The organism is Nocardia sp. NPDC050175 (assembly GCF_044459885.1).
GTDB lineage: Bacteria > Actinomycetota > Actinomycetes > Mycobacteriales > Mycobacteriaceae > Nocardia.
Genome location: NZ_JBITJI010000011.1, coordinates 228,732 through 246,926, shown reverse-complemented (window position 1 = coordinate 246,926; position 18,195 = coordinate 228,732). Strand labels below are relative to the sequence as shown.

The 18,195-nt window shown below is 66.4% G+C and carries 19 protein-coding genes; 8 read left to right on the top strand and 11 right to left on the bottom strand.

The features are described from left to right. Positions 1 to 45 precede the first annotated feature (45 nt). From ACIBK2_RS32775 to ACIBK2_RS32765, 3 genes are all read left to right on the top strand, one after another. Positions 46 to 2,364, top strand: coding sequence for a GH92 family glycosyl hydrolase (locus tag ACIBK2_RS32775; protein ID WP_396972901.1), 2,319 nt, complete (start codon positions 46 to 48; stop codon positions 2,362 to 2,364). 133 nt (positions 2,365 to 2,497) lie between these two features. Beyond that, positions 2,498 to 3,844: a M14 family zinc carboxypeptidase gene (locus ACIBK2_RS32770; protein WP_396972899.1), complete on the top strand. Its 1,347-nt coding sequence runs from the start codon at positions 2,498 to 2,500 to the stop codon at positions 3,842 to 3,844. Positions 3,845 to 3,944: 100 nt separating this feature from the next. Continuing rightward, positions 3,945 to 4,589 (top strand): class I SAM-dependent methyltransferase, encoded by a 645-nt coding sequence (locus tag ACIBK2_RS32765; RefSeq protein WP_396972897.1) that lies wholly within the window; start codon positions 3,945 to 3,947, stop codon positions 4,587 to 4,589. A 46-nt stretch (positions 4,590 to 4,635) separates the two neighbouring features. Here ACIBK2_RS32765 and ACIBK2_RS32760 read toward each other — a convergent pair whose 3' ends face one another. Both ACIBK2_RS32760 and ACIBK2_RS32755 read right to left on the bottom strand, forming a co-directional pair. Then, positions 4,636 to 5,478, bottom strand: a complete 843-nt coding sequence (locus ACIBK2_RS32760; protein WP_396972895.1) for a hypothetical protein — start codon at positions 5,476 to 5,478, stop codon at positions 4,636 to 4,638. Further along, complete coding sequence (locus tag ACIBK2_RS32755; RefSeq protein ID WP_396972893.1) at positions 5,475 to 6,134, bottom strand: hypothetical protein; 660 nt, start codon at positions 6,132 to 6,134, stop codon at positions 5,475 to 5,477. Before ACIBK2_RS32755 ends, ACIBK2_RS32760 begins: the two co-directional genes overlap by 4 nt. 252 nt (positions 6,135 to 6,386) lie before the next feature. On the opposite strand from ACIBK2_RS32755, the gene ACIBK2_RS32750 reads away from it, so the two are divergent. From ACIBK2_RS32750 to ACIBK2_RS32740, 3 genes are all read left to right on the top strand, one after another. Further along, positions 6,387 to 6,998 (top strand): HAD family acid phosphatase, encoded by a 612-nt coding sequence (locus tag ACIBK2_RS32750; protein ID WP_396972891.1) that lies wholly within the window; start codon positions 6,387 to 6,389, stop codon positions 6,996 to 6,998. Positions 6,999 to 7,124: 126 nt separating this feature from the next. After that, a complete protein-coding gene (locus ACIBK2_RS32745; RefSeq protein WP_396972889.1) occupies positions 7,125 to 7,322 on the top strand; it encodes a hypothetical protein in 198 nt (65 codons plus the stop codon). A 72-nt stretch (positions 7,323 to 7,394) separates the two neighbouring features. Then, on the top strand, positions 7,395 to 7,841 hold the full coding sequence (locus ACIBK2_RS32740; protein ID WP_357389677.1) for a nuclear transport factor 2 family protein: 447 nt from the start codon (positions 7,395 to 7,397) through the stop codon (positions 7,839 to 7,841). A gap of 9 nt (positions 7,842 to 7,850) precedes the next feature. Here ACIBK2_RS32740 and ACIBK2_RS32735 read toward each other — a convergent pair whose 3' ends face one another. The 5 genes from ACIBK2_RS32735 to ACIBK2_RS32715 form a co-directional block, all read right to left on the bottom strand. Continuing rightward, entirely contained in the window at positions 7,851 to 8,726 is an 876-nt protein-coding gene (locus ACIBK2_RS32735) for a lysophospholipid acyltransferase family protein (protein ID WP_396972887.1), read from the bottom strand. A gap of 25 nt (positions 8,727 to 8,751) precedes the next feature. Next, positions 8,752 to 9,558 (bottom strand): hypothetical protein, encoded by an 807-nt coding sequence (locus ACIBK2_RS32730; protein WP_396972885.1) that lies wholly within the window; start codon positions 9,556 to 9,558, stop codon positions 8,752 to 8,754. Continuing rightward, the gene (locus ACIBK2_RS32725) at positions 9,555 to 10,142 is read right to left on the bottom strand and encodes a hypothetical protein (RefSeq protein ID WP_396972883.1); all 588 of its coding nucleotides are present in this window, start codon (positions 10,140 to 10,142) and stop codon (positions 9,555 to 9,557) included. The genes ACIBK2_RS32730 and ACIBK2_RS32725 overlap by 4 nt, the downstream gene beginning before the upstream one ends. Before the next feature lie 707 nt (positions 10,143 to 10,849). Next, positions 10,850 to 11,038: a ferredoxin gene (locus ACIBK2_RS32720; protein WP_396972881.1), complete on the bottom strand. Its 189-nt coding sequence runs from the start codon at positions 11,036 to 11,038 to the stop codon at positions 10,850 to 10,852. After that, positions 11,035 to 12,504 carry a cytochrome P450 gene (locus ACIBK2_RS32715; protein ID WP_396972879.1) on the bottom strand — a complete coding sequence of 490 codons (1,470 nt, stop codon included), beginning with the start codon at positions 12,502 to 12,504 and terminating at the stop codon, positions 11,035 to 11,037. The genes ACIBK2_RS32720 and ACIBK2_RS32715 overlap by 4 nt, the downstream gene beginning before the upstream one ends. Before the next feature lie 103 nt (positions 12,505 to 12,607). Between ACIBK2_RS32715 and ACIBK2_RS32710 the strand changes: the two genes are divergently transcribed. Next, on the top strand, positions 12,608 to 13,270 hold the full coding sequence (locus tag ACIBK2_RS32710) for a TetR family transcriptional regulator (RefSeq protein WP_357389665.1): 663 nt from the start codon (positions 12,608 to 12,610) through the stop codon (positions 13,268 to 13,270). A 27-nt stretch (positions 13,271 to 13,297) separates the two neighbouring features. Here ACIBK2_RS32710 and ACIBK2_RS32705 read toward each other — a convergent pair whose 3' ends face one another. Continuing rightward, the gene (locus ACIBK2_RS32705) at positions 13,298 to 14,236 is read right to left on the bottom strand and encodes an alpha/beta fold hydrolase (RefSeq protein WP_396972877.1); all 939 of its coding nucleotides are present in this window, start codon (positions 14,234 to 14,236) and stop codon (positions 13,298 to 13,300) included. Between the two features lie 97 nt (positions 14,237 to 14,333). Next, entirely contained in the window at positions 14,334 to 14,912 is a 579-nt protein-coding gene (locus ACIBK2_RS32700) for a TetR/AcrR family transcriptional regulator (RefSeq protein ID WP_396972875.1), read from the bottom strand. A 229-nt stretch (positions 14,913 to 15,141) separates the two neighbouring features. Here ACIBK2_RS32700 and ACIBK2_RS32695 point away from each other — a divergent pair, with 229 nt between their 5' ends. Then, positions 15,142 to 16,257, top strand: coding sequence for a hypothetical protein (locus tag ACIBK2_RS32695; RefSeq protein ID WP_396972873.1), 1,116 nt, complete (start codon positions 15,142 to 15,144; stop codon positions 16,255 to 16,257). Positions 16,258 to 16,347: 90 nt separating this feature from the next. Here ACIBK2_RS32695 and ACIBK2_RS32690 read toward each other — a convergent pair whose 3' ends face one another. Continuing rightward, positions 16,348 to 17,889 carry an FAD-dependent oxidoreductase gene (locus tag ACIBK2_RS32690; protein ID WP_396972871.1) on the bottom strand — a complete coding sequence of 514 codons (1,542 nt, stop codon included), beginning with the start codon at positions 17,887 to 17,889 and terminating at the stop codon, positions 16,348 to 16,350. Between the two features lie 99 nt (positions 17,890 to 17,988). Then, the gene (locus ACIBK2_RS32685) at positions 17,989 to 18,183 is read right to left on the bottom strand and encodes a general stress protein (RefSeq protein ID WP_396972869.1); all 195 of its coding nucleotides are present in this window, start codon (positions 18,181 to 18,183) and stop codon (positions 17,989 to 17,991) included. Between the last annotated feature and the right edge of the window lie 12 nt (positions 18,184 to 18,195).

Sequence of the window (18,195 nt, the reverse complement as noted above, 5' to 3'; positions counted from 1 at the left end):
GGCACGCAAAGGGGCAACGTTGTCTGACGCTCGTCGAGGAGAGGTATGTCGCGTCGCCGGCTTGTCGGCATCGTTGTTCCATTGTTGCTTCCCTTGATTCCCGTTGTGGCGCACGCTGAGACCGTGGCCGATTCCAGTAGATATGTGAATCCGTTCGTCGGGACGCAGGATGGTGGGCCCGATTTCGGGCACGGCGGCGGGGCGGGGATGACTTTCCCTGGCGCGGTGACGCCGTTCGGGATGATGCAGTGGAGCCCGGATACGGTGCGCACTGCGGGCGGTGGTTACAAGTACGAGGACAACCGGCTGTACGGGTTCTCGATGACGCACATCTCCGGCCCCGGTTGCACTGGCGCACAGGACTTTCCGGTGCTGCCGGTGTCCGGGATCATCGGCCGGTCACCGGCCGTCGACGGCGCTGGCTACCTGCAGACCTTCGATCACGCGAACGAGCAGGCCAACCCGGGCTACTACCGCGTCGCCACCGACTCCGGCGTGCAGACCGAGCTGACCGCGTCGACCAGGGCGGGCGTCGCCCGCTTCACCTTTCCGCAGGACAAGCCGGGCACGCTGCTCCTCGACGTCACCGGTTCGGTGAACGGGGTCGACGACGCCGAGATCACCATCGACGGCAACTCCGTGTCCGGCTGGGCGCTGACCGGCGGGTTCTGTGGCGCGCGCACCCGATATCGCGTCTACTTCCAGGCCACCTTCGACCGTCCGATCACGGCGTCGGGCACCTGGAAGGACAACGTCATCAAGCCGGGCTCGACCACCGCCCGTGGCGCTGCACCGACGCGCCGCACGAATTCCGGCGACATCGCGAGCAACGGCCTCGGCGCCGGCGCCTTCCTGCAATTCGACTCGGCGCAGCCGGTGCAGATGCGCACCGGCCTGTCCTACGTCAGCCTCGACGGCGCTCGCCGCAATCTCGCCGCCGAGATCGGCACGAAGGACTTCGACTCCGTCCGGGTGGACGCCCGCGACGCGTGGCGGCGCAGGTTCGATCAGGTCCAGGTGACCGGCGGTGATCCGGATCGGTTGCGCACCTTCTATTCCGCGCTTTACCACGTGTTCTTGCAGCCGTACATCTTCGACGACGTCGACGGCAACTACACCGGATTCGACGGCAAGACCCACCAGGTGCGGCCTGCGGCCCCCGGCCAACCCGCACACCACTACTACGCAACCTTCTCCGGCTGGGACATCTATCGGAGCGAGGCCCAGCTGCTCGCGTGGCTGGCACCCGATGTGGCCTCCGACATCGCCCAGTCGATGTACGACAACGCGCACGTCCTCGGCGACGTGTGGGACCGCTGGTCGCATCAGAACACCATCACCGGGGTGATGAACGGCGACCCGTACCACTCGGTCGTGGCCACCGCGTACGCGTTCGGGGCCGATGACTTCGACGCCGAGGACGCGCTCGACTCGATGGTCGCGGGCGCAGAACGCGTCGGCGAGAAGGCCGGTTACACCGAGCGGCCGAACAACGACGAATACCAGCGGCTCGGCTGGGTGCCCGGCCAGGTGTCCGACACGCTCGAGTACAACATCGCCGACTTCGGCATCTCCCAGCTGGCCGACCGGCTCGGCAACCGCGCGGTCAGTGACAAGTTCCTGCGCAGCGCACACGGCTGGCAGCACCTGTACAACCCGCTCACCGGCTGGCTGCAACCCCGCTCCGCCGAGGGCTTCTTCGGGCTGCTGTACGACCCGGCGGGCACCGACGGATACGTGGAAGGCAATGGCGCGCAATACCAGTGGATGACCTTCCAGGATGTCCGTGGCCTCTTCGACCTGATGGGCGGCCGGGCCAAGGCGGCCGGTCGGCTGGACACCTTCTTCACCCAGTTGAACGCGGGCCCGCACGCGCCGTTCGCCTATCTCGGCAACGAGCCGACGCTGCAAACTCCGTGGCTGTACGCGTGGGCGGGGCTGCCCTACCGCACGCAGGACGTGGTCCGCCGCGCCCGCACCGAGCTGTTCGGCCCGACACCGAACGGACTGGTCGGCAATGACGACCTCGGCACCATGTCGGCCTGGTACGTATGGGCCTCGCTCGGGCTCTACCCCGTAATCCCCGGCCGCGCTGAACTTTTCGTGCACACGCCGGCGTTCTCGAAGGTGGAGATCCGGCGCTCGTCCGGCGAGCAGTTCACCATCAGTGCCCCCGAGGTCGATGAGGCCGCACCGTACATTCGCACCTTGCAGGTGAACGGCGAGAACACCACCAAGGCGTGGTTGCCCGAATCCTTCGCCCTGTCGGGCGGTCGCCTCGACTTCACCTTGGGCACCGAACCCGGCGCGGAGTTCGGCACCGCCGAAGCCGACGCGCCGCCCTCCTTCGGCGTTCCTCGCTAGCGGTGATTGGTTCGATCATCGGATGTTAGGAGGTGTGCCAACTCCTGCGTAATGCGTTCTGCTGGGCGAAAACTGGCCCGTAGGTTGCCCGACGCGCCCACTATTGAAGAGGGCGCGGAGGACGAAGGTTTCGGTGGTTGATGAACTGAGCAAGATCGTCGGTGTCGTCGAGCGGATCGACTCGTTTCCCACGGTGGATGAATTGAGCGAGTTCGTCGACAAGTTGGCCGACGCGGTGCCGGATCGGCTGACGGTCGCCGAAATCGGCAGGTCACGCGGGGGTGATCCGATTCGCGAGGTGCGGGTCGGGTCGGGGGCACGGCAGGTGGTCGTGATCGGGAATCCGCATCCGAACGAGCCCATCGGGATGGCGACGATCCGGCACCTGCTGGGCAGGCTGACCGCCGACGACGCGCAAACCTTGGGCGCCACCTGGCATTTCGTGCTGTGTCTCGATCCGGACGGCACGCGGCTCAACGAAGGATGGTTCGCCGAGGCGCGGACCAGGACCGGCGTCGCGCGCGGTTTCTACCGTCCGCCCGCGGCCGAGCAGCCCGAGTGGTGTTTCCCGACCCGTTGGCGCGGAAACGATGTCGGCTCGCCACTGCCGGAAACTCGGGCCCTGATGGGCTTGATCGATCGGACCCATCCGGCGCTGATCGTGTCGCTGCACAACGCCGATTTCGGCGGCGGATTCTTCTACACCACCGGCGGCGATCGCGACTACTGGACCGGACTCACCGACCAGCTGACCGCCGCGGGCGTACCGATCTATGACGGCCAACCCGACGTGCCGGGCGCCAGCACCTGGGCGCCAGGGGTTTTCGAGCTTCCGACATTCCAGCGCATCGCCGAAACGTTGACCGCCGAGGGTGTCGAACCGCTGGCGATGATGTACGGCGCGGGCATCCGCGATTACGCGGCCGCCTACGGAACCGCCCTCCTGGTTTGCGAATTGCCGTTATGGGTCGACACACGCGTCACCGATGACACCCCGAGCGATCACTCCCTCGCGAGCATCCTGTGTTCTACCGCAACAGCTTACGAGGAAATCGCCGACATCGTCCTCGGCGTCCTCGACCGACTATCCGAACGACTGACCGGCCGAAGCCCCTTCGAACGCGCCCTGACCGACACCGTCCGAGCCCTGCGCGGAAACGCCACCGCCAGACGCTCCGCCACCGAATCCCGCACCGCAACCCGCGGCGAAATCTTCATCGAAAACTACGTCTGGGTCGGCGTAGCCCGCCTCCGCGCCGGCGGCATGCTCCTACGCCTACTGGACGAAGCGGCCCGTCACGACCTCACCGCCGAAATATCCACCGAGCGAACCCATTTCGCCGCCATCTTCGAAAAATGGTGCACCGACATAGAAACCAACGCCCCAGGCCACCCCATCCCGGTCCACCGCCTGGTAACCATCCAATCCTCCGCCATCTTCACCGCCGCCACCCGCCTCCACACCAACCTCCCCCTGTGACGCCTGCCGAATTCCATCATCCGACCGTGATCGGTGACGGAATCAGCCACGAACAGCTGGCTGGCTGGTAGCTAGATGTCCGGTCGGGTGAGCTGGGATCATGATTCTCGACTTCGATGACTTTTATACGACCTCGCCGGTGCCTTGGGATATCGGCGAGCCGCAACCTGCCGTTGTCGCGTTGGAGCGGGCGGGGCGGATGTCCGGCGCGGTGCTCGATGTTGGCTGCGGCCTTGGAGATAACGCGATCTACCTGGCTCAACGGGGCTATCGGGTGACCGCGATCGATGCCGCCGCGCCTGCTGTTGAGCTGGCGCGGCGGCGGGCGGCGGCGCGCGGGGTGGATGTTGAATTCGCTGTTGCCGATGCCACCAGGCTGGATGGGTACGGTGGGCGGTTCGACACCGTGCTGGACAGCGCGCTCTATCACTGTCTCACCGACGAGCAACGTGCACAGTACGTCGCGGCCCTGCATCGGGCCACGAAACCCGAGGCCTTGTTGAGCATGTTGTGCTTCTCCGACAAGACAATTGGCGGCCTACCCGCTCCACTTCCCGTGTCGCAGCAGAATATTCGCGACACCCTGACCGCCGGTGGGTGGGCCGTCACCGACCTGACCGAGGGTGAGCAGCTCGCGGCGGCCGAGTCGTGCCGCGAGTTCTTGGCGCAGTATCCGAATGTGGTGGCCGATGCCCAAGGACGAATCACGATGCCGGTCTGGGTGGTTCAGGCACGTCGGGTGTAAGCGCCCGTTGCGCGCCCCGGCCGAACAGTCGGGGCGCGCAACGAGGTCAGTAACCGAACTGCCGCAGGATCGGCCCGCAGACATGCCATTCGTCGCCACCGTCGTGCGCCTCGTGGGCGAGGTGCGCGACGTACCACATGACGATGTCGGCGCCATCGGTGTTCTCGCCGTTGACATGTCGCCAGATCTCGTCGTCGTTCGGGCCGCCGAGCGCGCCGCCGAGATCCTCGGGGCCGTGGTAGGCGGTGATCGCGACGTCGAGCCGGGAGAACCAGTCGCTGGCACCGTCGAACGGGCCCTTGTCGATCAGGAAACCGCGGCCCGTGCCCTTTTTGAGGACGGCCCAACGGTTGTCGCCGATGTGGATCGAGGACAGCTCGCTCGTCCGCGGGATCCAGCCGGGGCCGTAGCCCCAATCCTGGCTCGTCAGTGCGTGTTGCAGCGCGAGGTTGTTCGCGGCACCGTCGATGTCCCAGTCGAATCGCCAGTAGGTGTGGTGGCGATGGTTGGCCGGGTGTTGCAGGCCCGCGCTGTACAGCTGCGGCAGGATGATGCCGTCGCTGCGGAAGATCCACCGGTTGAGCAGGCGGTAGCGGCCGATGACGTGATAACTCTCGACCACGAGGAACCGGTAGTCCGGGTTGGTGCCCTCGTAGACCGCGACGGGCCGCTGCATGTTGCCGCTGCTGAGCTGGTCCTTGTATGGACCGCCCGCACCGCCGTCGTATTGCACCCGAATCATCGGCAGGCTGGCACGGTGTAGCACCTTGATGCCCTTGTAGTAGACATCGCGGAAGGCGATCGCTTCGCTCTTGCCGTCGAGCACCTCCCAGAGGAACTTCCAGACCGGAGCCTCCGGCGGCCAACTCACTGTTCCCGAGCTGCTCATGACCGTGCCTCCGGGATCAAACCGACCTCGGCGACATCTTCGGCACTCAGATCCACGATGGCGAATGCCGTCGGCACCCGCCGATCCGCAGGTCCGAACCGAAGGTCGACGAGCCGATGCCGGTACCGGGAGCTGTGGAAATTCACGTCCTCGACGATCAGCCCGGCGCCGGTGCCGACGTCGATGCCCTGCGCCGTGAGCCGACCGTCGCGGCGGACCAGTTCGATGGCGCGAGCCTCCTCGGCCGCGGACACGGCAGGCTGGGTCTGGGTCGTGTGCACTTCGACGAGCAAATGCGCGGCCACATCGACAATGGCCTCGACGACGATATCGTCGGAATAGTTGTAGAGGACGACCACCGGATACTCGGTGTCGCGATCCAGGAAACGTGTTCCAACGCTGAGGATTTCGTAGCGCTTACCATCGAGTAGGCGGTTGACGCCGGGCTGCGCCAGCGCGACATGCGGCGCGACGGACGCGGCTTCCTCAGCCGCCCTGAGGTCCCGCTCCCCCGAATCCACCGGCGTCGTCGGCACCGGCGGGAGGTACTCGCTCCAGTCGTGTGCGTCGGTGAATTTCGGATCGATGACGGGTCCGAGATCGGTGATTTCGGTTCGCAGGAATCCCGGCGGCGGGAGGGTGAATCTTTCGGCCATGAGCGCACTCCATGCTCTTGGTAACTGCTGCGCGGTATTCCGCACGCCCTCATCCTTCGACCGCCCGCCGCCCGGGTCGCGAGTACAGCTGTACTCCACTTGCGGCTCCCCACCATCTGGGGAGCACAGGTAGCCGAGCCCCCTGCCAGCGCATTCACGACTCGTTCACCTGCGCACCGCGCGCGGGCAAGGGCGCGGTCATAGCCTGCCGTCGTCCATGACAACGATCGACAAGCAGGGAAAGGTTTTCGAGTGCAGTCGAGAATCGCACGACTCGTCCTGACCGCTGTCGCCATGCTGATGGCAGTGAGCGTCCTCGGCGCGGGCACCGCCGCCGCCGCGCGCACCGACGGTATGCAGAGCTACAAAGGCATCGATCCGGAACAGTGGCTCCGGGATGTCGACACCGCGCTGGCCACCGCCTCCGCCGATTTGCGCAGCCGAGTCGCCGCAGGCGGCAAGCTGGCCATCGTCTTCGACATCGACGACACCACCCTCGCCACCGATTTCGCGATCGACCGCGACAACATTCCGGCGGTCGACGGTACGTTGAAACTGGCCAAGCAGGCCGATCAGAGTCACGTCGAGGTTTTCTACATCACCAACCGCAACTACACCGAGACCGGCAGGCCCTCCAAGACGCGAATCGCGTTGGAACGGGCTGGATTACCCGTGCACACCATCTACCATCGCACGCCCGACGACCCCCGCGGCAAGCAGGAGATGAAGACGGCCTACCGCGCCCAGATCGAGGACGACGGCTACACGATCATCCAGAACGTGGGCAACAACTGGACCGACCTCAACGGTGGTCACGCCGAACGCACCTACAAGCTCCCCGACTACGACGGCAAGCTCCAGTAACCGACGACCCGGGTGGGGATATCGCGCGCAGCGATGTCCCCACGCATCGGCGCACGAACGAGCCGCTGACGTGGCGATTCAACAGTCACGGTTTCGTAACGGCGCCGAGTGGGTACGCAGAGAGGTATGACATCGACGGATCACCGACCCACCCGGATCGCCGGCGTGGAGCCGGGGACCGCGGTGCTGGCATTCGCTACGTGCCTTGCCTTTTCGATCGGCATTGCCGCTCTGACGCAGTCTGCTACCACCACGGTCCTCGCGTTCGCCAGCATCGCGGCCGGGCTCGCACTTGTACTGACCATCTTGCCGCACAAGGCATAAACCCCTTCTCACCTCCGCCACCGCTGCGACACTGAGGTTTGATTCTCGGACCCGCGCTATTCGGAGGCAAACATGCTGTCCCTACAGGAGATCTCGGACCGCCTGGAGATCCAGGACCTGATGGTCCGGTATTCCCACGCGGTCGACACCGGCCAGTGGGACCAGTTGGACGACATCTTCACCGATGACGCGCACATCGACTACACCGCGATGGGCGGCTCGGCCGGCGACGTGGCGGCGACGAAGAAATTCCTCGCCGCCATGTTGCCGAATTTTCCGGCGTTCCAACACTTGATCAGCAATTCCTCGATCACCGTCGACGGCGACACCGCCACCGGACGGACCATGTGCCACAACCCGATGATGCTGTCCGGCGGTGATGGGCCGTCGAGCCTGATGCTGTGCGGGCTCTGGTACTTGGATACGTTTGCCCGCGTCGACGGGCAGTGGCGGATCGCGCGGCGGGTCGAGGAGAAGAGCTACATGTTCGTCGCGCAGGCGCTGCCCGGCACGAGCTGAATCGGCAGGTCAGCCGACGATCGGCAGCCCACGCTCGTCCGCGAGGCCGCTCAGCGCCTCCTGCATGACGCCGGTGACGTGCTCGTAGGCCGCCTCCAGATCCAGCTCCGGCCCGAGTTCGGCGCGCAGATCGATCGGCTCGAGGAACTCGACGGTGACCTTGCTCGGCAACGGAATGTGCCCGGCGAGATCGCCGATATTGAGTCCCCACGGCAGGGCGATCGAGATGGGAAATACCTTCAGCCGCAACATCTTATCCAGCCGCAGCAGCCGGGCCAGTCCGTCGCCGCGCGACAGCATCAGCGCGGTCTGCTGGGCGCCCATGTTCACCATCGGCACGATGGGAACGTTTTCGTCCCAGGCCAATCGGAGAAAACCGGTCCGGCCCGCGAAGTCGATCTCGTCTTCCTTCCAGGTCGGACGGTGCACCTCCCAGTCACCACCGGGATACACGAGCACCACCGCCCCGTCGCGAAGCACCTGCCGCGCGCTGTCCGGGTCCGCGCCGACCGTGCCGAAGCGGCGCAGCAACGTGCCGATGACCGGATAGGCCATCACCATGTCGTGCGCCAGCTGATAGAACGGGCGATGCGGACCGAACCGGCGCACGAAGGCCAACGTCGCCACCAGCACCTCCGGTGAGACGTTGCCCCCGGAATGATTGCCGACCAACAGGACCGGGCCCTCGGCCGGAATCCGGTCGAGACCACGGACCTCCGCGCGGAAGTACAGCCGCGCGAGCAACCAGCCGGGACCCACTGTGTCGATGATGAATTCGGGATCCCGCTCGGCCGGATCGGCCGCGGGGACCCGCGCGTTCACCTGCTTGGACACCCAGTCGGCCGCCTGGTCGATCCGGTCGGTCGGCAATCGAAACCAGTTCATGGACAACGCCTTCCGGTAGGACTGCTTACGACTCGATCGACAACAGCCGCCGGAAGAAGCCCCGATAGCCGCGCAGGGCCTGACGCAGTTCCTCGGTATCCCCGTCCTGGGCACCCGAGGTGTGCTCCTCGAGCACCCGCTTGCGCTCCGCGATGGCGGTGGTCAGTTTGTAGACGATGTCGGTAACGATCTGGTCGGCCTGGGTGACCGCGTCCCTGGGGTTGTCGACGAAGGTGCCCTGCACCTCACGCCACTGGGTGCGGAGTTGGTCGAGGTCGGTGTCGGCGAACAGGGGCGCGCCGACGTCGTCGAGCGAAGTCTGTTGCCGCTCAGCGCCATTGCCCGAGGTGGTCGACTGGTCCGGTGCCGCGACGGGCGTGACCTGATCCGCTTCGGGCTCGCCCGCGGCGGTGGTCGCCTGATCCGCTTCGCTGGTCGCGGTCGGTTGCGCGTCGTAATCGTAGTCAGCGGTGGTTGTTTCCGCGGGCTGCGCTTCGTAGTCCGCGGTGGTCGCCGAACCCTCACCCGCGTTCGCCGACGTCGCCCGCTCCGCGCCGTATTCCGTTGCGGTCGCGTGCTCGTCGCCGTATTCCGTGGTGCTCACGTGTTCCGGTTCGACATCCACGTCCGTGCTGGCATGCGCGGATTCGCCGTCGTCCGCCGTCGTGTGCTCGTCGGCGTGATCGGCGACTTCGGTCTCCGATTCGCTTGCAACGCGCCCGGTTTCGTCACGGTCGCCTTGCCAGGACTCAGAGCTAGCCTCATGCTCGCTCAGTGGAGCATCTTCGGTGGACTTATCGGAATGCACAGTGCGGTCGTACTCGGTGCTCATGACAGTGCTTTCTTGTCGTGCTCGGACTTGTTATCGGCTGTCTTCTTGTCGCCCGCACCATTGAGCAAGTCCTGGAACAGCTCTCGGTAGTGCACGATGGCGGTGCGCCGGTCCTCGGTGGACACCTCGGTGCCGGTCGCCCTGGTCGCGATCTCGTGGGCGGCGCGGTAGTGGCCGAGCGGCGCCGCGTGCTCCACGGACAGGTCGGCGACCTGCTGGTCGAAATTCTCGGTGGGATAACCGCGTTGGCCCATCACCGTCGTCAGCAACCGGTCGGCGGCCTGCAGTGCCTCGGCCGGGTCGTCGATGAACCGCTCCTGCACCTCGACCCACTCCGCGGTGTAGAGCTGCTTCTGCTCCGGTGTCAGCGCACGCAGTTCCAGCTCGGCGTGCCGCTTCTCCCGTTCGGCCAGTTCACGTTCGGCCGCCCGGCGGTCGTCGTGTTCCTCGACCGTCCGGTCGTACTCCGGGCCGAACGTGCTGCGCAGCCGCTGCCTGCGCACCATGGGCCATACCAATAAGGCCGCGACCAACGCCGCGACGACGACCAGAACGATCACGATGATCAACACTCCAGACGACACCTGTACCTCCTTGCCGAGCCTGTCGTATTCGGACAGGGAATGCCTCGCCGCCAAGGTTCCAAACTCTTGATCTCACCCAGATGTCACCAATTGAGATTCCGCCCCGCCCAAACGTTTCCGCGATTTGCCAGCAAACCCACCCACCACCAGCCACCCTGAACCTGACCGCGCAGCACCCGAGCGCCCAGTCGAATCCGACGCAACGGCCAACGGCGTAGACCCCCCGCCGCGCACCTCCTCGCCCCACACCCTGTCGCCGCGCACCTCCTCGCCCGCTGCGCACGAAATTGCCAGCAATTACATGCGCAGCAGCACAACTCATGCGCGGCGGCGCAACCCGAGCGCGGCGGCGCAACTCATGCGCGGCAGCATCGGCAGACCCTCGGGGCGCACGCCCGCGTCCTCTCACCGCACGCCCCTTCGCCCGCGCAAGTCCTCGCCCGCCGCGCACGAAATAGCCAGCAATTACATGCGCAGCGGCACAACTCGCGCGCGGCAGCACAACCCGAGCGCGGCAGCACAACCCGAGCGCGGCAGCATCGGCAGACCCTCGGGGCGCACGCCCGCGCCCCTCTCGCCGCACGCCTTTTCGCCCGCGCAAGTCATCGCCCGCCGCGCACGAAATAGCCAGCAATTGCGTGCGCAGCAGCATAACTCGCGCGCGGCCGGACATCTCACGCGCAGCGGATTGGCCGACCGCGCGGGGTTTAGGTCAGGCGGAGGGCCTCGACTGGGCAGCTGTCTACGACGAGTTGGAGAAGGTCGCGGTTGGTTTCGTCGATGGTGTCGGCGGGTGGCTCGACGATGCCGTCGTCGGCGACTCGGAAGAGGTTGGGGGCCAGTGCCTCGCACATGGCGTGGCCCTCGCAGCGGGTGCGGTCGGCGGTGATTCTCATACGGGAAGGCGTTTCACGTGGAGGGGTAGGCCGTCGGCGGGCATGGGGCCGGTGCCTGCAACGAGGGGGACCTGGTAGTCCGGGCGGACGGTCCAGCTGTATTGCAACAGCATTTGGTGCAGTACGGCTTTGACGGTCATGCCGCCGAAGTACAGGCCGATGCATTTGTGGGCGCCGCCGCCGAAGGGGGCCCAGGCGTGGCGGTGGGATTTGTCTTCGCGGCGGTCGGCGGCGAAGCGTTCCGGGTCGAAGACGTCGGGGTTGTGCCAATAGTCCTCGGTGCGCATCATCGGGTAGGCGCCGACCATGACGAGCGTGCCCTTCGGCAGGTAGTAGCCGAGAATGTCGGTGTCGCGGGTGGTTTCGCGAATCTGCTGCGCCACCGGCGAATACATGCGCAGCACCTCTTTGAAGGCCAGGTCGAGGCTGGGCAGCTGGTCGAGGTCGCCGTAGTCGAGGGCGGGCTTGCCGAGGGCGCGGGATTCCGCGCGCAGCCGGTCCTGCCACTCCGGGTGGCGGGCGAGTTCGTAGGCGAGCATGGACGCGGCGATGGTGCTGGTGTCGTGCGCGGCCATCATCACGAAGATCATGTGCTCGATCACCTCCTCGTCCGAGAAGGCATGTCCCTCATCGGTTTCGGCGCGGCAGAGCACACTGAACAGGTCGGCGCCGTCGCCCGCGCGCTTAGCGGGCAGTTCGCGGCGGAAGTAGTCGCCGAGGACGCGGCGCCCGCGAATGCCGCGCGACCACGCCCCACCGGGCACATTGCTGCGGATCAGCGCGGTCGCGCCGTGCACGGCGTCCTCGAAAGCCCGTGCCAGCACCACACTTTCGGGACCGAGCTCGGCGCCCGCGAACACCTCGGTGGCCTGCGCGAGCAGGATCTGCTTGATCGCGTCGAAGACCGGGAAGCGCTCGTTCGGCTGCCATCCGGCGATGCCCCTGGTGATGCGCGGGGTGGTCAGGTCCAAGTAGCCGACCAGGCGGGGTCGGGTGAAGGCCTGCTGCATGATCCGACGATGGAACATGTGCTCGTCGAAATCCCGGAGCAGCAACCCACCGCGAAAGAACGGCCCGATCACGAACTCCCAGCCGCGTTGCGCGGAGAAGACCTTGTCGCGATCCATCAGCACGGCCTCGATGGCAGCGGGACTGCTCACGCCGACCGTCCGGCGACCGAGCACGCCCATCCAGTTCACCGGGCCGTAGCGTTCAAAGCGCTTGCGCGCCAGTTCGATCGGATCGCTCAACGCGTGCAGCGTGTAACCGATGCCCGGAGCGCCGAAATCGCCGGGCACCGGCCGCAATCCGCTGCCCGGCGGTGGATCCGCGAGCGGCCGCGCCGCGGACGGGTACTGACCGGCGACGCGAGCACCCAACGTTTGCGCACGTTTCGCGACTTGCGCACGTAAGCGACGGACATCCCCGTGGACATCGGTGACTTTCGGGGGAACCAGAAGACTCATGACGGCCGTCCCTTCGCGACGCTGCGATCCCCTTGACCATAGCGGAAACAAACGTTTCCGTAAACATTTGTTTCCCGACTTCTCGTATGGAAGGCTTGCTCAGGTGACCCGAGCATTCAGCGGCACCTACCGCGGCACATCGACCGCCGAGCGCAAAGAGGATCGGCGCAGGCGGCTACTGGACACCGCCCTCGATATCGTCGGTACCCAGGGCCTGTCCGCGCTAACCGTGCGCGGCCTCTGCGAACAAGCCAAGGTCGGACCCCGCTTCTTCTACGAGGCGTTCCCCGATCTGGACGCGCTCGCCTCGGAGCTACTGCTGGAGATCCAGGACTCCGCCCTCGACACCGCGCGCGCGGCCGTCGCGGGCACCGACGGCGCACCCTCGGACAAGATCCGCGCCGGCGTCGCCGCCCTCATCATCGAACTCACCGACGACCCGCGCCGAGCCCAGGTCGTCTTCGCGCAGGCGTACGGCAGCGAGGTCCTGATGCGCAGCCGCTTCGACGGCATGCGCCGGGTCGCCGACGTCATCATCGAACAGACCCGCCTGGTGCTCGACCTCCCCGCCGGCCAGGACACCGCCGTCGCCGCGACCTCGCAGCTGATCACCGGCGGTGCCGCGGAACTGGTCCTGGTCTGGCTCGATGGCGGCCTGGACGTCGACCGTGACGGCCTGATCGATCTGCTCGCCGAGTTCACCATCTCGATGGTCGGCCGCCTCCCCGACGTGGCACAGCGCTTGTCGGCGGGTCCCGGGCGCTGACCCGGAACCCGTTGCGACACTGCGAATCTAGGAGCCGACCACCGCGCTCGGCGCGAAAAACGCGGCCAGCTCACGCAACACCTGCTCCGGCTGCTCCTCGGGAATGTAGTGACCACTCCCCTTGATCTCGACGACCCGGATATCGGTGCCCTTGTCCGACGACGTCTGTTCGCGCAGAGCCGGATACGACTCCTCACCCGCCAACGTCAGAATCGGCAGGGTCACCGGTTCATAGGTGGCGAGGTCCGCGATGTCCTGACGCATCGTCTGATACCAGCCATTGCCCGCACGGATCGCATCCGGGGAATCGTAGGCCTGCGCGTAGATGGCCCGCGCTTCCTCTTCGACGGAAGCCTGATCGACCAGCATGTGCCCGTACAACCAATCGATTACCAGCCGAAAGCGATCGGCCAGTAGCAGTTCCGGCAACTCACGCAGTTGATTCAGCGCGAACCACCAGGGATAGCCGCCGCGCCCGTGCTCGAGCGCGACCACCTGCTCGTCACTGCTGGGCAACATCGGAATCGCCTGCCAGGCCGCGTCGGGAACCCCCATATCGACGGTGACCAACCGCCGCACCGACTCCGGGAAGTTGGCGGCGAGGTGATAACCCAGCGAAGCGCCGATATCGTGCCCGACCACGAACGCCGACCGATGCCTGAGGTGCTGGATCAGTTCGTGAATATCGCGGGCCATGGTCTTCTTGTCGTAGCCGGACTCCGGCTTGGCCGAGCCACCCATACCACGCAGGTCGACGGCGGTCACCCGATAGTGAAGTGCCAACTCCGGCAATATCTTTCGGAACTGCCACCAAGTCTGCGGCCAGCCGCCGAGCAGGATCAGCGGCTCCCCCGCGCCGCCGGTGACGTGATGCAGTCGGGTGCCGTTGACGTCGGCGTAGGCACTGGTGAAGTCGCCGGCCAGCGAGGCGGCCAGCTCGGCATCGGTGGGGACGGTGCGTGTCACAGAACTATCCTTTTCTTTAACGATCAGTCCAAAAAATGGACATAGTAATGCCCGACAGTGACCCGAATGGGCGATGTGGTGCGGAACGACCGAATGGTCAGCCGAGCAGGGCCAGCGCCTGTTCGACGGTGTCATCGAGGAAACGCTGCCGAACGGGCGTCTTGCCGACCACCCGAATCCCTTGCAGCAGGGTCACGAGGAACCTGGCCAGCACGACCGGATCCCGCTCGACCGACAGTTCCCCTTCCGCGCGAGCCCGCAGCAACGCGCTCGTGAGCACCGTCTCCATGGTTTCCAGACTGGAGGTCACCAGACGGCGTGCGCCCTCGTCGGCGGGGAGTTCGACCGCAGTATTGGTCATCAGACAGCCTTTTCGCTGCTCATCGGCGAGCGAGCTCTCCGCATACCAGCGGACCATGGCGCGAACGGCATCGAGCGCGGACCCCGGCACGGACAGCTGCGCGAGCAACGACGCCCGAGTTTCGTCCACATAGCGTTCCACCGCTTTGAGATACAGCTCCCGCTTGCCGCCGAACGCACCGTAGATGCTGCCGCGCCCCAGCTTCAGGTGATCGACCAGATCCTGCATGGACGTGGCCTCGTAGCCCTGCCGCCAGAACAGCTCCATCGCCGTCCGCAGCGCGACGTCCGGATCGAATTCCTTCGTTCTGCCCACACTGGGAAGGTTACTTAATTTGGACCGATCATTCAAAAAAGCGTGCGCTGCTGGCTCAACGGGCAGGCGATCCTTTACGCTTGGCTCATGAACACGCGCATGCGATTTCTGCGCCCCGGGCCGTCAGTCGGCCGCGGGGTCTGCTGCGTGCGTCCGATCACGTAGTTCCTGTGGCCGTCGCCGGTTCGGGGGTTTCACCGAATCCGACCGGCTACCAAAGGAATTACTCATGCCTACCTATCTCACTCCGCTGGACCTGTCGCGCGCGCTGACCGTGCGCGACCTGAGCGATGCCACGCAGGGGCAGCACGCCATGCAGGCGCTGCTCGACGGAACCGTCGACGCACTCGTTCGCGCCTGGGCCTCGACGGCGCGCGTAGTGCGCAACTCGCCCCTCGTCGCCGTCGCCGACAACTACGACAAGCTCGGCTACGACCCGGCCGATGTCACCCGCGACGCGCGCTACACCCGGTACGTCAGCCCGACCACCATGTTGCGCAGCCACACCAGCGCCGACATCCCCGAAACCCTAGGGCATTACGCCGAAGTGACCGCCGACGTCGACGATCTCATCGTGGTGCCGGGCCTGGTCTACCGCAGGGACGTGGTCGATCGAATCCACGTGGGCGAACCACATCAGGTCGATCTCTGGCGGCTGCGGTCGCGCCCGGACACCGGCGACGATGACGTGCGGGACATGGTCGCCCACCTCGTCGAGGCCGTGCTCCCCGGTGCCGAATGGCGCACGACACCGGCCCGGCACCCGTACACCGCCCTCGGGCGGCAAGTCGACGTAAGGCTCGGCGACGACTGGCTCGAACTCGCCGAATGCGGCCTCATCGCCGAGCACGTCCTCGCGGGCGCCGGGCTTGATCCCGCGCACTGGTCCGGGACCGCACTCGGCATGGGCCTGGACCGAGCCCTGATGCTGCGCAAGGGAATTCCCGATATCCGCTACCTCCGCTCCGAGCACCCGCGCATCGCCGACCAGCTGCTGGATCTGTCGCCGTGGCGGCCGGTCTCCATGCTGCCGCCGATCCGCCGCGACCTGTCGGTGGTGATCGCCGACGACACCGACGACGAAACCCTCGGCGACACCGTACGAAAGGTGCTGCACGATCGGGTCGACGACATCGAGTCGGCGCTCGTCACGGCACGGACCCCATGGGCGGATCTCTCCCAAAAGGCAAGGGACCGACTCGGTATCGCGCCGGGCCAAACGAATGCCGTTGTGCGACTGATCTTGCGGCCCTTGACGCGCACCCTCACCGACGAGGAAGCAAACACACTCCGCAACCAGGTGTATCTCGCGATCCATATCGGCCCCCAGTTGGAGCTGGCATGAATGGCGACTGCCTAGCGAATTGATGCGTGGTATCCGCGTTCGACGGAGACCGGAACCCCGGCTGAGACAACGGGATTCCGGTCTCTGAAACTATGCCGCAGAGCCGAACCACCGGGTCAACGCCGCTTCCAACCCATCCTGACTCCCCGAGTCGGCGGCCCACGCCACGAACCCGTCGGGACGAACCAGCATCGCCGTCAGTTCACCAGGTTGCACCGTCTTGGCCGTGACCACCCGCACCCGCGACGACCACGGCGCCGCCACCACACGCAGTTCGGCCGAATCGGCCAGGTCGAAAAGCACCGCCCCGCCGTCGACGAAGTGCTTGCCGAGCCGCGTTCCGTCCGACAGCTCGAGATCCGGCACGGGCGCGCCGACCCGCTCGTGCCCGCCGCCGAGGTCGTAGCGGTGCAGCACGCCGGAGATCTTCCGGAACACGGCGGTCGCGGCCTCGCGGGTGGCCAGCAATTCGGTCATCACCGCGCGAAGTTCCCTGCTGCGCTTGTCGGTTCGCATCAGCGCGACCTGTGCCCGGGTCCAGTCCAGCACCCACGCGCCGATCGGATGCCGCTCGCTGGTGTAGGTGTCGAGCAGGTCCTGCTGCGCCCGGCCGTGCACTACTTCGGCGAGCTTCCAGCCGAGATTCACCGCGTCACCGACGCCGAGGTTGAGTCCCTGCCCGCCGAACGGCGAATGCACGTGTGCCGCATCGCCGGCCAGTAGTACCCGGTCCCTGCGGTATTCGGTGACCTGCCGGGTGTTGTCGGTGAACCGGGTAGCCGAGTGCACGGCGGTGATCTCAACGGGGACACCGGATACCGCGCGCAGACTCGCCTGCAGATCCGCGGCGGTGATCGGCGCATTGCGGTCGGCGGGCGGTCCGTCGAGCTCCACGGTGAGGATGCGGCCCATCGACGGGTTGTAGACGTACATGCCGGTGTCGGTCGATGTCCAACCGGGCGTGAGTCCTTCGGCCCCGGTCATCTCGACGATGGCTTGATGACCGGTCAGTTCCGGGTCGAGGCCGGGGAAGTCGAATCCGGACAACTTGCGCACGATGCTGCGCCCGCCGTCGCAGCCGACCAGCCAGCCCGCGCGAACGGTGTTGTCGCCGAGCCGGATTGTGACGCCGTCGCCGTCCTCGGTGAAGTCGGTGAGCTCGACGCCACGCCGCACAGTGACGCCCAACTCGGCCGCACGGCGCCCGAGGGTGGCCTCGATGTCCTGCTGCGGCACGAAGAAAACCTCGGCAGCCGGCCCCAGGTCGGCGAAGGCGGGATCGTCCAAGTCGACCACGCCGATGTCGAGCATGATGCCCGCGAAGTGCCCGACGAACGGCGGCTTCGGCCGCTCGGCAGCGGCCGGCTCGGCATCGGTCGGCTCAGCGTGCGTCATGGGCAATCCCATCCGCTCCCGGGCCCGCACCTGATCGGCCAGCAAGTCCGGCAGCAACCCGCGCCGGTAAAGAGCTTGCGCCGTCGGCACATTGATCCCGGCGGCCTTGAGCGTCGGATCGATCTCGTCGAGCCGCTCGACCACCAACACGTCCACCCCGGCGAGCCGCAATTCGCAGGCCAGCATCAGCCCGACAGGTCCGGCCCCGGCCACCACCACATCGCATGTCTCGTTCATGAATCCAACTGTGCCGCCCGCCGATTGCGGCACGCTTGCATCGCGCTTGCACCCGACGACGATGGGCGAGGCCGCGGCCTCGCCCATCGTCTGTGTCGACTATCGGTTCCGGTGGCTGCGTTCACCGCCGAGGCGCTTGGCCGCGGTCGGCTGTGCCGCCGCGCCCTTCTTGCCTGCCTCGCTGGCGCGCTTGGGGTCGTTGTCGAAGCTACCGCTACTCGCCTTGCCACCCAGGCTGGCGATCTTGCGCTGCTGCTCCGCGTCCATGGCGGCAAAGCCACGTCGGGCGGCCATGAATCCCTCCTT

Coding starts and splice junctions, on each gene's coding strand:
- ACIBK2_RS32775 (WP_396972901.1), top strand. CDS start 46: ATGTCGCGTCGCCGGCTTGTCGGCATCGTTGTTCCATTGTTGCTTCCC.
- ACIBK2_RS32765 (WP_396972897.1), top strand. CDS start 3,945: ATGATTCTCGACTTCGATGACTTTTATACGACCTCGCCGGTGCCTTGG.
- ACIBK2_RS32760 (WP_396972895.1), bottom strand. CDS start 5,478: ATGAGCAGCTCGGGAACAGTGAGTTGGCCGCCGGAGGCTCCGGTCTGG.
- ACIBK2_RS32755 (WP_396972893.1), bottom strand. CDS start 6,134: ATGGCCGAAAGATTCACCCTCCCGCCGCCGGGATTCCTGCGAACCGAA.
- ACIBK2_RS32745 (WP_396972889.1), top strand. CDS start 7,125: ATGACATCGACGGATCACCGACCCACCCGGATCGCCGGCGTGGAGCCG.
- ACIBK2_RS32740 (WP_357389677.1), top strand. CDS start 7,395: ATGCTGTCCCTACAGGAGATCTCGGACCGCCTGGAGATCCAGGACCTG.
- ACIBK2_RS32735 (WP_396972887.1), bottom strand. CDS start 8,726: ATGAACTGGTTTCGATTGCCGACCGACCGGATCGACCAGGCGGCCGAC.
- ACIBK2_RS32730 (WP_396972885.1), bottom strand. CDS start 9,558: ATGAGCACCGAGTACGACCGCACTGTGCATTCCGATAAGTCCACCGAA.
- ACIBK2_RS32720 (WP_396972881.1), bottom strand. CDS start 11,038: ATGAGAATCACCGCCGACCGCACCCGCTGCGAGGGCCACGCCATGTGC.
- ACIBK2_RS32715 (WP_396972879.1), bottom strand. CDS start 12,504: ATGAGTCTTCTGGTTCCCCCGAAAGTCACCGATGTCCACGGGGATGTC.
- ACIBK2_RS32695 (WP_396972873.1), top strand. CDS start 15,142: ATGCCTACCTATCTCACTCCGCTGGACCTGTCGCGCGCGCTGACCGTG.
- ACIBK2_RS32690 (WP_396972871.1), bottom strand. CDS start 17,889: ATGAACGAGACATGCGATGTGGTGGTGGCCGGGGCCGGACCTGTCGGG.
- ACIBK2_RS32685 (WP_396972869.1), bottom strand. CDS start 18,183: ATGGCCGCCCGACGTGGCTTTGCCGCCATGGACGCGGAGCAGCAGCGC.